Origin of the sequence: Arcobacter sp. AHV-9/2010 (assembly GCF_004116575.1) — a bacterium.
In the GTDB taxonomy this organism is placed as follows: Bacteria; Campylobacterota; Campylobacteria; order Campylobacterales; family Arcobacteraceae; genus Aliarcobacter; species Aliarcobacter skirrowii.
In genome coordinates this window covers 229,859-244,956 of record NZ_PDKH01000001.1, presented here as the reverse complement: position 1 = coordinate 244,956, position 15,098 = coordinate 229,859, and the positions used below count along the sequence as shown (strand labels likewise).

The 15,098-nt window shown below is 29.5% G+C and carries 15 protein-coding genes; 14 read left to right on the top strand and 1 reads right to left on the bottom strand.

The window, feature by feature from the left end:
* The first annotated feature begins 121 nt into the window (after window positions 1-121).
* The 14 genes from CRU94_RS01340 to CRU94_RS01275 all read left to right on the top strand — a co-directional run bounded on the left by CRU94_RS01340 (window position 122) and on the right by CRU94_RS01275 (window position 13,047).
* A complete protein-coding gene (locus CRU94_RS01340; protein ID WP_129105028.1) occupies window positions 122-2,164 on the top strand; it encodes an ATP-dependent helicase in 2,043 nt (680 codons plus the stop codon).
* Window positions 2,165-2,172: 8 nt separating this feature from the next.
* Window positions 2,173-3,351, top strand: a complete 1,179-nt coding sequence (locus tag CRU94_RS01335) for a cation:proton antiporter (RefSeq protein ID WP_129105027.1) — start codon at window positions 2,173-2,175, stop codon at window positions 3,349-3,351.
* Window positions 3,352-3,540: 189 nt separating this feature from the next.
* Window positions 3,541-4,878 (top strand): sulfite dehydrogenase, encoded by a 1,338-nt coding sequence (gene soxC / locus CRU94_RS01330; RefSeq protein ID WP_258237347.1) that lies wholly within the window; start codon window positions 3,541-3,543, stop codon window positions 4,876-4,878.
* The gene (locus CRU94_RS01325) at window positions 4,847-6,040 is read left to right on the top strand and encodes a c-type cytochrome (RefSeq protein ID WP_129105026.1); all 1,194 of its coding nucleotides are present in this window, start codon (window positions 4,847-4,849) and stop codon (window positions 6,038-6,040) included. Before soxC ends, CRU94_RS01325 begins: the two co-directional genes overlap by 32 nt.
* 16 nt (window positions 6,041-6,056) lie before the next feature.
* Window positions 6,057-6,416, top strand: a complete 360-nt coding sequence (gene soxX / locus CRU94_RS01320; protein WP_129105025.1) for a sulfur oxidation c-type cytochrome SoxX — start codon at window positions 6,057-6,059, stop codon at window positions 6,414-6,416.
* 15 nt (window positions 6,417-6,431) lie between these two features.
* A complete protein-coding gene (soxY, locus tag CRU94_RS01315) occupies window positions 6,432-6,884 on the top strand; it encodes a thiosulfate oxidation carrier protein SoxY (protein ID WP_066162316.1) in 453 nt (150 codons plus the stop codon).
* Window positions 6,885-6,943: 59 nt separating this feature from the next.
* On the top strand, window positions 6,944-7,252 hold the full coding sequence (gene soxZ / locus CRU94_RS01310) for a thiosulfate oxidation carrier complex protein SoxZ (RefSeq protein ID WP_129105024.1): 309 nt from the start codon (window positions 6,944-6,946) through the stop codon (window positions 7,250-7,252).
* Window positions 7,253-7,277: 25 nt separating this feature from the next.
* Window positions 7,278-8,192 (top strand): sulfur oxidation c-type cytochrome SoxA, encoded by a 915-nt coding sequence (gene soxA, locus CRU94_RS01305; protein ID WP_129105023.1) that lies wholly within the window; start codon window positions 7,278-7,280, stop codon window positions 8,190-8,192.
* 10 nt (window positions 8,193-8,202) lie between these two features.
* A complete protein-coding gene (locus CRU94_RS01300) occupies window positions 8,203-8,661 on the top strand; it encodes a hypothetical protein (RefSeq protein ID WP_258237346.1) in 459 nt (152 codons plus the stop codon).
* Between the two features lie 73 nt (window positions 8,662-8,734).
* Window positions 8,735-10,501: a thiosulfohydrolase SoxB gene (gene soxB, locus CRU94_RS01295; RefSeq protein WP_129105022.1), complete on the top strand. Its 1,767-nt coding sequence runs from the start codon at window positions 8,735-8,737 to the stop codon at window positions 10,499-10,501.
* Between the two features lie 85 nt (window positions 10,502-10,586).
* Complete coding sequence (locus tag CRU94_RS01290) at window positions 10,587-11,378, top strand: thioredoxin family protein (protein ID WP_164966547.1); 792 nt, start codon at window positions 10,587-10,589, stop codon at window positions 11,376-11,378.
* Window positions 11,375-11,824 (top strand): MOSC domain-containing protein, encoded by a 450-nt coding sequence (locus CRU94_RS01285; protein ID WP_129105020.1) that lies wholly within the window; start codon window positions 11,375-11,377, stop codon window positions 11,822-11,824. The genes CRU94_RS01290 and CRU94_RS01285 overlap by 4 nt, the downstream gene beginning before the upstream one ends.
* On the top strand, window positions 11,818-12,258 hold the full coding sequence (locus CRU94_RS01280) for a DsrE family protein (protein ID WP_129105019.1): 441 nt from the start codon (window positions 11,818-11,820) through the stop codon (window positions 12,256-12,258). The genes CRU94_RS01285 and CRU94_RS01280 overlap by 7 nt, the downstream gene beginning before the upstream one ends.
* Before the next feature lie 21 nt (window positions 12,259-12,279).
* Complete coding sequence (locus CRU94_RS01275) at window positions 12,280-13,047, top strand: alpha/beta hydrolase (protein WP_129105018.1); 768 nt, start codon at window positions 12,280-12,282, stop codon at window positions 13,045-13,047.
* A 19-nt stretch (window positions 13,048-13,066) separates the two neighbouring features.
* On the opposite strand, the gene CRU94_RS01270 is transcribed toward CRU94_RS01275, so the two are convergent.
* The gene (locus CRU94_RS01270) at window positions 13,067-15,097 is read right to left on the bottom strand and encodes a penicillin-binding protein 1A (protein WP_129105017.1); all 2,031 of its coding nucleotides are present in this window, start codon (window positions 15,095-15,097) and stop codon (window positions 13,067-13,069) included.
* Window position 15,098 lies beyond the last annotated feature (1 nt).

Genomic DNA, 15,098 nt, shown 5'->3' with positions numbered 1-15,098 from the left:
GTAGAAAGCCCGCTTCCCCTAGGCGGGCTTTTTTTATGCCCAAAAAAATCAACCTTAATATCTTTTATGATACTATTTCAAAATGACATTACTTAATAAACAAAAAATATAAGCTTTCTAAATGCCCTTATCAACACTTAATCAAGAACAAAAAGAAGCAGCAATTTGTAATTTTGGAAACAATCTTGTAATTGCTAGTGCTGGAACTGGTAAGACTTCAACTATTGTTGGAAGAATTTCACACTTAATAAATAGTGGAATAAAACCAAATGAGATTTTGCTTTTAACATTTACAAATAAAGCAGCAAGTGAGATGATAAATCGTGTTGCAAAGATTTTTTCAAAAGAGATTGCTCAAGAGATTATGGCTGGAACTTTTCACTCTGTTTCATTTAAACTTCTAAAAAGTTTAGATTTAAATATAACTTTAAAACAGCCAAATGAGCTAAAAACTCTATTTAAATCAATATATGAAAAAAGAGTTTTTGTAGAAGCTAGTGATGAGGCAAGTCCATATGATGGTGGATATTTATATGATTTATACTCATTATATTTAAACTCAAATAATAGTGAAGATTTTATAACTTGGTTAAATGAAAAAAGTCCTGCGCATGAGATTTACTCACTAATTTATGAAGATGTAATTGATGAGTTTAATACGCTTAAAAAAGAGTTTGGTTATCTAAATTTTGATGATTTACTTACAAATATGCTAGAAGTTTTACAAGAACATAACTTTAATTTTCAAGAGATTTTAGTAGATGAGTATCAAGATACAAATCCTCTTCAAGGAAGGTTGCTTGATGCATTTAAGCCAAAATCACTATTTTGCGTAGGAGATTATGATCAAAGTATCTATGCTTTTAATGGTTCTGATATAAAAATCATCTCAAATTTTATAAATAGATATAAAGATGCTAAAGTTTTTACTCTTAGAAAAAATTATAGATCAACAAAACCAATTTTAGATTTAGCAACAAAAGTTATTGAGTACAATGATAGAATATATCCTAAAAAACTTGAAGTTGTACGAACAGAAAATATTCATCAACCAAAACTTTTAGTTTTTGATGAACTTTTTTCTCAATATGAGTATATTTCACAGCTAATTTCAAAAACGCAAACTCCACACAATGATATAGCAATAATATATAGAAACAACTCAAGTGCTGATGGAGTTGAGGCAAATTTAAGAGAGATTGGAATTGCTGCTAAAAGAAAAGGTGGACATAGCTTTTTTGACTCTATTGAAGTAAAGTATATTTTAGATTTATTAGTTCTTCAAATTTCAAATAACGATATGATGGCATTTATTCATATTTTAGAGTATGGAAAAGGTATTGGTAAAGCTGTTGCAAAAGATATTTTTGAAGCTCTTCTAAAACTAGGGGAGGGCAATGTTATTCAAGGATTATTAAATCCAATAGATAGTATTAATAATCCATTTGAAACAAAAAGAAAGAGTCAACAACTTGGACTTTTTGATGATTTTATAGAGCTTGGAAGCGTTGCAAAGTTTGTTACTTGTGGTTTTGATGAGACATTTTTAGGGAATCCTATTTTAAAGCATCCAAAATTAACAGTTGATGGAGCAAAATATATTTATGAAATATATCTACTTTTAAAACAGTTAAAAAGAGTAAAAACACCACAAAGTCAAATTACATCAATTAGCTCATCAATGGCATATTCAAGAATAAAAGAGCAACTGTGTACAAAAAGGGCTACACAAAAAGATGGAACAATAAATGAGATGTTAAAGATAAAATCAATAGCAAAAATAAATCAAAAAGTAGCACTATTAAAAAATTTATCAAAAAACTATAACGATTTATCAAGATTTTTAAATGCCATGATTTTAGGTGGAAGTGAGCTTAGTGAGGGTGATGGTGTAAATTTATTATCAATTCATGCAAGTAAAGGTTTGGAGTTTAAAGAGGTTTATGTAATTGATTTAATGGATGGAAGATTTCCAAATAGAAAGCTTATGAGCAAGGGTGGAAGTTTGGAAGAGGAGAGAAGACTATTTTATGTTGCTGTAACAAGAGCAAAAGATATTTTATATCTATCTTATGCAAAATATGACAAAATTAAAAAAATCTCTTTTGCAGTAAGTCCTTTTTTAATAGAGGCTGGAATGCAGACAAAAGAGGATAAGAAGTAGGTTTAATTATGGAGAAAATTCTTTTAATAATAACAATTTGTACAATAATAATGACAGCTCCTGTATTTGCAAAGATTTTAAAAATACCAGTTGTTGTTATTGAGATAAGTTTAGGATTGTTGTGTGGATATTTAGGTCTTATTTATGATGATGAGATTTTGCAACTAATTGCAAAATTTGGATTTATTTATCTTATGTTTTTAGCTGGTTTAGAGATAAATTTCAAACTTGTAAATGTAATAAAAGCAACATTAGCAACAAATGTAGTTATGTATTTTGTTCTATTATACACACTATCAGGAGTTATTTGTTGGTTGTTTGATTTAGGATTAACATATTTTGTAGCACTTCCTATATTTTCACTTGGAATGCTTATGATGCTTATAAAAGAGTATGGAAAAGAGCAACCTTGGTTGAATTTAGCACTCTCTATTGGCGTTGTTGGAGAGGTTGTTAGTATCTTAGCAATTACACTTTTTAGTGGATGGACAGAGTTTGGTTTAAGTGGAAGATTTGTAACTTCAATTTTTACAATTTTTGCCGTAGTTGTAGTTACAATTTTACTTCTTAGATTTTCATATATGATTTTTTGGTGGTTTCCTGAGCTAAAACAGTATTTAATTCCAGATAGTGAAAAAGATAAACATGATCAAGATATTAGATTCTCTTTATCTTTATTGCTAATTATGGTTTCAATTATGTTACTTCTTAAAATAGATGTTGTTTTAGGAGCTTTTACAGCTGGATTATTCTTTAAGATGTTTTTTTATCAAAGAGAAGAGTTGTTGCATAAAATAGAGTCTTTTGGATTTGGTTTTTTTGCTCCTATATTTTTTATATATACAGGTTCAACTGTAAAACTTGATATGATTACTTTTGATATACTGCTTCATTCAATATTTATAATGAGCGCAATTTTAGCAATTAGATTAATAAGCTCATATTTAGTTTTTGTAAAGTATCTAAAACCAAAAAATACACTTCTTTTTGCATTAAGTGACTCTATGCCACTTACATTTATGGTTGCAATTGCAATGATTTCATATAATTATGGACTTATTAATCAAGCTGAATACTTTTCATTTATTATTGCAAGCTTATTGGATGGATTAATTTTAATGATAATTATAAGAAGATTATATAGATTTTTTAAAGTAGATAATGAGGAAATTGTAATTAATAAATAGCATTATAATTAAATAAAATAAGCTATATAATAATGAGTTATAGATGCTATTTATAAGCTATTTATTATTATTTTTTAATTTTTTTCTTATAAGAATATTTAATAATTTAAGTTTTTTTTTACCTTATAATAAATATAATCAATGTTCTGAATATTTTTAAATATATTCAATATTTCTTAGGAGGTTGGCTTGAAAAATAGTGAAGTTTTAGATACAAATAAAAAATCTATAGCTACTAGTGCCACTACTAGTAGAAGGGATTTTTTTAAAAAGACTGCTATCTACTCTGCTGGAGCTTTAAGTGCTGCTAGTGTATTGTCACCTGTTTCTTTAAAAGCAGATGATCCCGCAATAATAAATGAAGCACCATGGGGACAAAAACTAGGAGATCCAGTAGACAAAAATCTATATGGTCTTCCTTCTCCATATGAGCATAATAATATTAGAAGAACTCATAATCTTCTATCTTCAGGTGATGCTTATGCATCAATTTCTATGTGTCCAATTCATGAAAGTGAAGGAATAATAACTCCAAATGGACTATTCTTTACAAGAAATCATGGAGGAACAGCACATGTTGATCCAAATCAATTTAGATTGATGATTCATGGTAAAGTAAAAAGAGAAGTTGTTTTAACATTAGAAGATATTAAAAGATATCCAAGTGAAACAAGAACTTACTTTATTGAGTGTCCTGCAAATGGAAGCCCTGAATGGAGAGGACCACAATTTAATAGTTTACAGTTTATGAAAGGTATGATGAGTAGTGCCCAATGGACTGGAGTTATGCTTAAAACTATTTTAGATGATATTGGTTTAGAAAAAGATGCTGTTTGGATGTTGGCTGTTGGAAGTGATAATGCATCAAATCCAAGAACAATTCCAGTTGAAAAAGCACTTGATGATGTTATGGTTGTTTGGGGACAAAATGGTGAGGCTTTAAGACCTGAACAAGGTTACCCAATAAGACTTGTTGTTCCAGGTTGGGAAGGAAATTTAAATACTAAATGGCTAAAAAGATTAGAGTTTAGTGATAAGCCATGGCACGCAAAAGAGGAGACTTCAAAATATACAATGCTTCAAAAAGATGGAAAAGCAATTAGATTTTTCTGGGTAAATGAAGTAAACTCTGTAATTACAAAACCATGTCCTGAAAAGCCTTGGACAAACTTGAAAAAAGGTGATATGGTTGAGATTGAAGGACTTGCTTGGAGTGGTCATGGAACAATTAAAGGTGTTGATATATCTTTTGATGGTGGAGATAATTGGGTTGAAGCAAAACTAAAAGGTTTAGTTTTACCAAAATCTTGGACTAGATTTAGTTATATCTATAAATGGGATGGAAAACCTCTATTATTATCAAGCCGAGCTTATGATGATTTTGGAAATGTACAACCTACAATTGATGAAGAGACAAGTGCAGTTGGTGTTGAGTCAGTTTATCACAGAAATGCAATAGTAACTTGGGAAATCACAGAAAAAGGAGAGTGTAATAATGTTCAAATTCGAAAACATCACAAAGCTTAAAAGTTCTCTTTTAGCTGTTGGTTTAGCATTTGCTCTTGCTGCTTGTGGTGAGAGTGAAACTAAGTATGAAAGTTCTGTAGATGGTGCTGTTAAATATCCAATAAAAGATGGAAAATATTCACAATACTATGTAAATACTCAAAGTTTTGAAGGTTTTAATTTAGGAAGAGATGCTACAAAGAAAGAGATTGTTGCTTGGGATTTAGATGTAATGTATGATGGAACAGGTTTACCAGAGTTTGATATGAAAGATGGTGAAGTTGTTTTAGATGAAGATGGAAATCCAAAAAAAGCTCAAGGTAGTGTTGAAGAGGGTATGGATCTATATGAGTCACAATGTGTTATGTGTCACGGTGATTTTGGATATGGTGGAAGTGGATATCCTGCACTTGCTGGTGGTTCTATTAAATCTTTAACAAAACAGAGATTAAATCCAGCAGATGAACATCCAAATCCAGAAAATCCTGAAAAAACAATTGGAACATTCTGGCCATATGCAAGTACTCTTTTTTGGTATGTTCAAGAGTCTATGCCATTTAATCATCCAAAAAGTTTAACAAATAGTGAAACTTACGCTTTAACTGCATATTTACTATCAATAAATAGTATTGAAATAGATGGCGAGTCATTAGATGATGATTATGTTTTAGATAAAGAGAAGTTTTTGAAAATTGTTATGCCAAATGTAAATGGATTTTATCCTGAAACAAATACTCCTCATAACCCAAAAGAGGGTGTTGAGAATATGACTAAGTTTTTATCAAATCCAACACTTTATGGTAAAGGTACAAGATGTATGAGTAACTGTATTGATGGAGATGTTGATGATCTTGTAATGAGAATAAATGAAGATTTAACAAAAACTGCAAATGAGCCTCTATCAACAGTTAGAGAACTACCAAAGGTTGATAAATCTTTAGTAAAAAGAGGACAAATTGAGTATGAAAATGCTGGATGTTCAGCTTGTCATGCTAATGCAGCAATTGGTGCACCAGTTCTTGGAGACAAAGATGCTTGGGAAAAACTTCTTAAAAATGGAATTGAGAAAGTTTATTATAATGGAATAAATGGTATAAATAGTATGCCACCAAGAGGTGGAACAGATTTAAGTGATGAAGAGCTAAAAATAATTATAGATTATATGGTTGATTCAAGCAAATAAAATATAAGGTTGAAATATGTATTTAATTAAAAAAATTGCAGCTATTTTATCTATTGGACTTTTAACTATTTTAAATGCAAATTCAGTAGAAAATACTGATTTGATTAAAAAAGGTGAAGTTATATATACGACAAATACAAAAGGTAATTGTATAGCTTGTCATGATGCTAATGGTAAGACATTAGACGGACCTGGAACTTTGGGTCCAAAATTGCAATTTTTAGCACTTTGGCCAGAAGAGGCATTGTATAGTAAAATTTTTGATCCAACAAACCCAGGAGATCCTATAACTGCAATGCCAGCATTTGGAAGAAACGGTTGGTTAAGTGATGATGAGATAAAAGCAGTTGTCGCTTACTTAAAAACAATAAATTAAAATAAAGGAATTAATATGTTAAATAGAAGAAAATTTTTAGGATTAGGATTAGGTGCAATTGCAGTTGCAACTGTTCCAGCACACTTAAGTGCAGAGGATTTTAGAGCTACAAAACCAAAAGCTTGGACTGCAACAAAATTTGATGAAGCAGTTAAAGAACTTTTTGGAAAAACTGCTACAACTCAAAGTGGAATTTCATTAACAGCTCCTGATATTGCTGAAAATGGTGCAGTTATTCCAATCTCTTTTAAAACAGATTTAAAAGCAAGTAAAATTGCAGTATTCCAAGATGCAAATCCAGAGAGTACAGTTGCTGTATTTACTGTAAATGACAATATGGTTTTAGATTATGCATTCAGAATTAAAATGCAAAAATCAGGTACAGTTACTGTAATTGCAGATGTAGGTGGACAACTATATTCAGCATCAAAAGAGATTAAAGTTACAATTGGTGGATGTGGTGGTTGATTTAAGTCAGCCAAGCTATAAATAGATAAAAATAATAAATAAAATATAAAGGATATAAAATGTCAGGAACAACAAAAATAAGAGCAAAATTAAATAAAAATGGTATTTGTGAAGTTAGAGCTTTAGCATCACATGAGATGTTAAGTTATCAAGAGGCTGAAAGAGCAAAAAAAGAGGCAAATTTTATTACATATTTAGTTGCAAAAATTGGTGATAAAGTTGTATATGAAGTAAGTTCTAGTCAATTTTTATCAAAAGATCCTTACTTTAAATTTTCATTTAAAGGTGCAAAATCTGGAGATGAGATAACTGTATCTTGGAAAGATTTAAAAGGTAATAGTGACACAACTGTTGAAAAAATTAAATAAAAAGCTTATATAAAGGAGAGATAATATGTTTAGTAAATTGCTAAAGTCGACTATAATCCTATTTTTATCTTCTTCTTACTTAAGTGGTTCAAATTTTAATGAAGGTGCAGAAAAAGATAGAACTGCTGTTATTAAATATTTTGAAGCTAAGTTTGAAGATCCAGCAAAAAATTATGGTAAATTCTTTCCTTATTTTACCCAAGAAGAGCTAGAAGAGAGATATGACAAAAATCTAAAACATATGGATTTTAATATTGGAAGCTATGCATATTCAAAAGATGGAAGATTACAATATGAGGCATTAAAAGAGATGCCTCCTTATGAAGATGCTATTGAAAAAGGTGAAGAGTTATATACAAAAAAATTTGCAAATGGTAACTCATTACAGACTTGTTTCCCTGATTTAACAATTGCTGGAACATTTCCATATTATGACAAAGAGAAAAAAGAGTTAATCTCTTTAACAAAAGCTGTAAATGATTGTTTAAGAGCAAATGGTGAAAAAGAGTGGAATACAAAAAAAGGTGCTATGGCAGAATTTCAAGCCTATTTTGTAAATGAGAGTAAAGAGGCTGGAAAAGTTTTTGATATTCAAATTAATAGTCAAGAAGAGAAAGATGCTTATGAGAGAGGAAAAGAGTATTACTATTCTCAAAGAGGTTATTTAAAACTATCTTGTGCAACATGTCATATTCACGGTTCTGGTCATAGGGTAAGAAATGAGGTTTTATCTCCACTTGTTGGACAAGTTACTCATTTTCCAGTTTTCAGACTTAGATGGGCAGAAATTGGTACTTTAGAGAGAAGAATTTCAGGTTGTGTTGTAGATCAAGGTCAAGTTCCACCAAAAGATGAGAGTCAAACTATGATTGAACTACTATACTTTTTAACTTATATGTCAAATGAGATGCCAGTTGATGGTCCTGATGTAAGAAAATAAGGAAGAATATATGAAAAAGATTTTATTTTTAATATTGGTTATAGTGTTAGTTGCTATATACTTTTTTCTTGCACCAAAAGAGACAAAAACAGTAGCACAAGCAACACAGGCAAAAGAGGACTACTCTTTGCTTGATGTAAAAAAAGAGTGTGATGTTAAATCAAATGGAATAGAAAAAGTAATACAAACTGCTGAAAAATACAATAAAATAGCAATTGATCATGGTGTTGAATTTATGAGATTTGGAATGAAAGCTAATCAATATATAGATGCTACAAAAGAGGCTTTAAAAAGTGGTTCAAATCAAATAGATATTGTTGATAACAAAGGAAAAGCTACAGGGGAAAAAGTTTCAATAGAGTTTGGAGCTTGGAGATCTTGTAGTTTTGCTATTAGTGCCTTAACGCAAGAGGCTGAAGCTAAGAAAACTTGGCGATTAGCAAGTCCTAGTGATGGATATAAGTATTAGAAGTTTATAAAAAGCCAATTTTAAGAAGTCAAGATTTTATCTTGACTTTTTTTATTTATAAAAGGAATATTAAATGAGCAAATTAAGTAGAAGAGAGTTTGTATATATGATGGCAGCTTTAGGAGCAACTCCTATATTTGCAAACTCTCATACAAGAATGGTAGAAACATCTAAAAAATTAGAAGATTACTATAAATTAAAACCATTTGGTAATGCAAGATTTATACATATGACAGATTGTCATGCACAGTTATTACCTGTATATTTTAGAGAACCAAGTGTGAATTTAGGATTTTATGGAAATTTAGGAAAACCGCCACATATTGTTGGTGAAAAATTTTTAGATTACTATGGAATAAAAGGAAATAAAAGACTTGAGTATGCATTTTCATGTGTAAATTTTGAAGAGCATGCAAAAGTTATGGGTAAAACAGGTGGTTTTGCACAAATAAAAACAGTAGTTGATTTTCTAAGAGATAGTTTTGGAAAAGATAAAACTCTATTTTTAGATGGTGGAGATACTTGGCAAGGAAGCGCAACAGCACTTTGGACAAGAGGGAAAGATATGATTGGTGCATTAAACCTTTTAGGTGTTGATGTATGCGTTGGTCACTGGGAGTTTACATATAAGGCTGAAGAGATTTTAGAAAATATCAAAGAGTTAAAAGCTGAGTTTTTAGCTCAAAATGTTTTTGTGAAAGAAGATGCCATGATGAATGGTGCTGAAGCTTATGATGAAGATAGTGGACATGCATTTAAACCATATACAATTAAAAAAATGGGAAATGCAAGAGTTGCTATTATTGGACAAGCTTTCCCTTATACAACAATTGCAAACCCTCAAAGATTTATTCCTGATTGGACATTTGGAATAAATGAAAATAACATGCAAGAGTTAGTTGATCAAATTAAAGAAGAAGAGAAACCTGATGCTATAATAGTTTTATCTCATAATGGTTTTGATACAGATAAGAAAATGGCTGAAGTTTGTACAGGAATTGATTTTATCCTAGGTGGTCATACACACGATGGTGTTCCAGAAGCATATCCTGTTAAAAACTCATCAGGTACAACTTATGTTTGTAATGCTGGAAGTAATGGTAAATTCTTAAATGTTTTAGATTTAGATATTCAAAATGGAAAGATTAAAGATTTTAAATTTACACTTCTTCCAATATTCTCAGATTTAATTCCTGAAAATAAAGAGATGAAAAAATATATAGAAGATGTAAGGCTTCCATATCTAAAAGAGCTTACAAGACCAATTGCTACAACTGAAGAGACGCTATTTAGAAGAGGAAACTTTAATGGTTCTTGGGATCAAATTATTTGTGATGCTTTAATTGAGATAAATGATGCACAAATTTCACTATCTCCAGGATTTAGATGGGGAACTTCAGTTATGCCAAATCAAACAATCACTTTTGATGATTTAATGACACAAACAGCTATGACATATCCTGAAACTTATGTACGAGATATAAAAGGAAGTGAATTAAAACTTATATTAGAAGATGTTGCTGATAACTTGTTTAACGAAGATCCATTCTTACAACAAGGTGGAGATATGGTTAGAACGGGTGGAATTTCATATAAAATTGATCCAAAAGCAAAAATTGGAGAGAGAATTTCAAATATAGTTTTAACTAAAACTGGTAAAAAAATTGATGCTAATAAATCTTACAGAGTTTCTGGTTGGTCAACTGTTGGAGCAAAAAGTGATGGTGAGCCAGTTTGGGAAACTGTTGAAAAATATTTAAAAAATATTAAACATATTGGTAAAATAAAAATTGATACTCCTGATATTGTTGGAATAAAAGGTAATCCTGGAATTATCTAAAATAGAAAACATAAAGATTTTTCTTTATGTTTTTTAAGCAAAGTGATAATTTTATTGTTTTGTTTAAAAAATTTATGGAGAGATTATGAAGATTATATTTGTTCTATTTGCAGTGACTATAAGTCTATTTGCAAGTTTTGAAGATGGTAAAAAAGTGTTTGATGCTAAGTGTGCTACTTGTCATAAAGAGTATATTCCTATGAACTTATTAAAGGAAAATTTCTTTGAAAAAAACAATACTCTTTTAAATTTAAAAGCTCCTAGTGCAAACTTAATGGTTTGGGCAATGTTTGATAGCTCAAAAAAAATTGGTGATGAAAATGATAAAGAGTTTCAAGAGATTGAGATAGGAATATATTTAAAATCGTATTTAGAAAATCCAGATAGATTTAATTCAATTTGTGATGATAGTGCTTTGGGACATTATGAAAATAAAAGTAGTATGAAAGGTGAATTAAGTGAAGATGATTACCTTAATTTAACAAGTTATTTTATGGAGTTTAAAGAGAATATAAAAGAAGAAGAAATCTATAAAGAGCCAAAATATTCACAAAAAGATGAAGATAGTATTTTGAAAAAAGCAAAAAAAGAGAGTAAAAAAATTATAGTTTATGCAACTTCAAATAGTTGTTATTTTTGCAAAAAAATGGATAGAGAAGTTTTTGCCAATTCTGATATAAAAAAAATATTAGATGATAACTATATATTTTTAGAGATTGATATGGATAATTCATCTTTACCTTTTAATTTACAAAAAGAGTATAAAAGAATAACTCCTAGCTTTTTCTTTATAAATAGCAATAAAAAACTATTATCACAATATCCAGGAGCTTGGAAAAAAGATGATTTTTTAAAACTATTAATGGATAATAGATGAGATTTATCGGAAAAGTAATTGAAACTTTTAGTGCAACAAAAGAGCAAAGTTCTCTTCCAAGACCAAAGGTTAAATCTTTAAATTTAATAAAAGATCATGGAATAGAGTTTGATAAATTTGCTGGTAAAAAGCTTGATCAAACTGTTTTGATAGTTGGTCTTAAATCTTATGAAATAGCAAGAGACAATGGTGTTTTTTTAGAGTATGGAAGTTTAGGAGAGAATATTTTATTTGATTTTGACCCACATGAATTTAAAGTTGGATCTTGTTTTAAAATAGGTGAGGCTATTATACAAATAACTCAAATTTGTACCGTTTGTAACCATTTAGCTCTATTTAATGAGAATTTACCAAAACTTTTAAAAGAACATAGAGGAGTTTATTGTAGAATTTTAAACTCTGGAGTTGTTTTGAGTAATATGAAAGTAGAGGAGTATATATGTTAAAAAAAATAGTTATATTGTTTTGTTTTTGTGTTTTTGCATTTTCACAAAGTAGTTTTAGCAACCCGCAACCAAGCTTTGATAATCCAAGAAAGGTTGTATACTCTTTATATGTGAATGATTTAGATACGGTAAATCAAACTATTGGTTCTATTTATAATATTTTAAAAGAGTATCCAAGTGAGAGTTTAAATGTTGTAGTTGTTGTTTATGGTAAGGGAATGAGAGTTCTAAAAAATGATTATGATAAAGCCACTCAAGCAAGAATAAAATCTTTAATACAGTATGATGTAGAGTTTATTGGATGTAAAAATACTATGCAAAGTATGAATTGGACTGAAGATGATTTTATAGATGGAATTTCATATGCTCAAGCTGGAATTGTAGAGCTTATTGAGAGAAAAGTTGATGGCTATATAGGGATTGTAGCTTATTAAAATATTTAAAAAGGATAGACTGTGTTAAAAAATATTTTTGTTTTTATTCTGTTTTTATCTTCAAATTTATTTGCAATTACTAAAAGTGAATGTTTAAAAAAAGGTGAAGATTTTGTATTTGTAAAAAATGAGTGTATAAATTATAAAGCTTTTGTTACAGATGAAGATGCTCTTAATATAATTGTTCATGGAACTTGGGATGAAGGAACTGATATTATTGCTAGATACTCTCCTTTTGCTGAGGATATATCTATGAGAACAGATGTTACAACAATAGCTTTGGCACTTCCTGGTTACTCTGAAAGTACAAGTGAAAACTATAAAGCTATTGGAGATAAAGAGCAAAAAAATCTTGCAGCTACAAAAAAATATGTTGATTTTTTTATTGCTTTAGTTGAAGAGTTAAAAAAAGAGTTTGAATCAACTAAAACTACAATAATTGCTCATAGTGCTGGTTGTATGCTAAGTGCAACTGCTATTGGGATTAAGCCAGATTTAGTTGATAATTTAGTTTGTGCTGGAGGAGTTTATGATATTCATAAAAAGAGTCCACAAAAGGGTCTGATTTCGGCAGTTGATGTTATTGATAAAATCTCAAAAGATACAAAAATAGTTTTAATATATGGTAGCGATGATAAAGTTTCAACTCCTAAAATGAGTAAAGATTTTTATAATCTTGCAAAGAAAAAAGGTTTAAATGTTGAATTAGTAGAAGTTAAAAATGCAGCTCATATGGATTTGGAGATGCAAAAAGAGTCTTTAGAGGCTATTGAAAATCTATTTGAGTAAATTTAAGATCAAATAGAGATTAAAACTCTATTTGATTTTGGTTATTTTGATCTATCGTTATTGCTGAATCACCATCAGGAAGAGGCGAAGTTTTTGTATAATACTCCTCTTTTCCTTTGTATATTGTAGAGTAAACACCTTGTGGTTTTGTAAATGTTCTTTGTGTTTCAGGATGAATTTCTAAATATTTTCTATAAAAATATGCAAAAGCAGGTGCTGCTATTGTACTTCCTGTTTCAGTCTTTCTCATTGGCATATTACTATCATTTCCAAACCAAACTATAGTTTGAACTGTTGGTGAATATCCACAAAACCAAGCATCCATATTGTCATTTGTTGTACCAGTTTTTCCAGCTAGTTCAATTCCAGCTACTTTTGCTCTTCTTCCAGTTCCACTATCAACTGTATCTTTTAAAATTGAACTTAATAGATATGCTTGTTCTTCACTATTTTGTAAAGTTATTTGAGGTTCAAAATTTACAGTTTGATTACTTCTATCAACTATTTTATCAACAATATAAGGCTTAACTTGAGCTCCATAATTTGAAAATATTGAATAAGCACTAGAAAATTCTACTAAATTTACACTCATAGAACCTAAAGTTATAGATAAATCATTTACAATATTCTGAAATCCATATCTTTTTAAATCTCTTGTAACTCTTCCAACTCCTACATCTGTTACTAAATTTAGTGTTGAGAGATTTCTTGATTGCATTAAAGACTCTCTTAAAGTTACAATACCTTTGAAATTTTCTCCATAATTTCTTGGTGACCATCTTTGCTCAACTCCATCTACTTCAAATGTATAGGTTCTACTTATATCAAAAAGTTGTGTAGCTGGATTATAACCCTCATTTAAAGCTGTTTGATAAAAAAATGGTTTTATTGCACTTCCAGCTTGTCTTTTTGATTGATAGGCTCTATGAAACACAGATTTACTATAATCAACTCCACCTACAATTGCCAAAATTTTACCTGTGCTATTCTCCATTGATAGTAAAGCACCATTTAACTCTTTTTTAAATAGCTCATAATCAATATAATCTAACTCTACATCTGCTGGAGGATTTGCTATCCAGTCCTTTTCTTCTAACTCTTTAATATAGTTTGCATTTCTATTTATTGCTAAATTATAAGAGTTATTTAAAGCATCAATAGCAATGTTTTGTAAATCTAAATCTAAAGTTAAATAGACTTTATATCCACCATATAAAATATCTGGATAAAGAGTTGATAGTTCATTTACAGCATAATCAATTGCCCAAGGAGCAACATTTTGTGTAAGTGTTTGATTAAATACCTCGGGTGTTTCACTTAAAGCCTCTTCATATTGCTCATCATTAATCCAGCCAAGAGTGTGCATTCTTGATACAACTTGATTTGCACGAGTTAGAGATATTTGAAGATTTTTTGTTGGATCATAAAAACTTGGAGCTCTTGGGAGTCCAACTAAAATTGCAATCTCTTTTAAAGTCAACTCATATAGGTTTTTATTAAAATATCCTTTTGCGGCTGTCTGTATTCCATAATAACCATGTCCAAAATATACCTCATTTAAATATCGTTCTAGAATCTGCTCTTTTGTTAAAATTGTTTCAAGTCTTAAAGATAATAAAGCCTCTTTTACTTTTCTTAAAAGAGTTTTTTCTCTAGTTAAAACTAATATTTTAATTAATTGTTGAGTTAAAGTACTAGCTCCTTCACTATATCCACCTGATTGAATATTTTTAATCATAGCTCTGCTAATTGCATCAGGATTTATTCCATAGTGCTCAAAGAATTGCGTATCTTCAATAGCAACTAAGCCTTCAATTACACGAGCTGGAATATCATCATAAATTACATACTCACGATTTTCATCTTTAAATGTGTTTGCTAGAAGCCTTCCTTTGTTATCATAAAACTGAGTGCTTAGTTTTGGTTTATAGTTTACAACTTTATCTATGTCATCTTTTATTGTTTGATATAAATCATACAAAAAAACAGATATTGCAATACCTAAAAATATAGATAGTATAAAAATAATCTTTGTAAATCTTTTTAACATT

Excerpts from the sequence above, each read along its gene's own strand:
- CRU94_RS01335 (WP_129105027.1), top strand. The coding sequence starts at position 2,173 with ATGGAGAAAATTCTTTTAATAATAACAATTTGTACAATAATAATGACA.
- soxZ (WP_129105024.1), top strand. The coding sequence starts at position 6,944 with ATGTCAGGAACAACAAAAATAAGAGCAAAATTAAATAAAAATGGTATT.
- CRU94_RS01280 (WP_129105019.1), top strand. The coding sequence starts at position 11,818 with ATGTTAAAAAAAATAGTTATATTGTTTTGTTTTTGTGTTTTTGCATTT.
- CRU94_RS01300 (WP_258237346.1), top strand. The coding sequence starts at position 8,203 with ATGAAAAAGATTTTATTTTTAATATTGGTTATAGTGTTAGTTGCTATA.
- CRU94_RS01270 (WP_129105017.1), bottom strand. The coding sequence starts at position 15,097 with ATGTTAAAAAGATTTACAAAGATTATTTTTATACTATCTATATTTTTA.
- soxX (WP_129105025.1), top strand. The coding sequence starts at position 6,057 with ATGTATTTAATTAAAAAAATTGCAGCTATTTTATCTATTGGACTTTTA.
- soxA (WP_129105023.1), top strand. The coding sequence starts at position 7,278 with ATGTTTAGTAAATTGCTAAAGTCGACTATAATCCTATTTTTATCTTCT.
- CRU94_RS01285 (WP_129105020.1), top strand. The coding sequence starts at position 11,375 with ATGAGATTTATCGGAAAAGTAATTGAAACTTTTAGTGCAACAAAAGAG.
- CRU94_RS01340 (WP_129105028.1), top strand. The coding sequence starts at position 122 with ATGCCCTTATCAACACTTAATCAAGAACAAAAAGAAGCAGCAATTTGT.
- soxY (WP_066162316.1), top strand. The coding sequence starts at position 6,432 with ATGTTAAATAGAAGAAAATTTTTAGGATTAGGATTAGGTGCAATTGCA.
- soxB (WP_129105022.1), top strand. The coding sequence starts at position 8,735 with ATGAGCAAATTAAGTAGAAGAGAGTTTGTATATATGATGGCAGCTTTA.
- CRU94_RS01290 (WP_164966547.1), top strand. The coding sequence starts at position 10,587 with ATGAAGATTATATTTGTTCTATTTGCAGTGACTATAAGTCTATTTGCA.
- CRU94_RS01325 (WP_129105026.1), top strand. The coding sequence starts at position 4,847 with ATGTTCAAATTCGAAAACATCACAAAGCTTAAAAGTTCTCTTTTAGCT.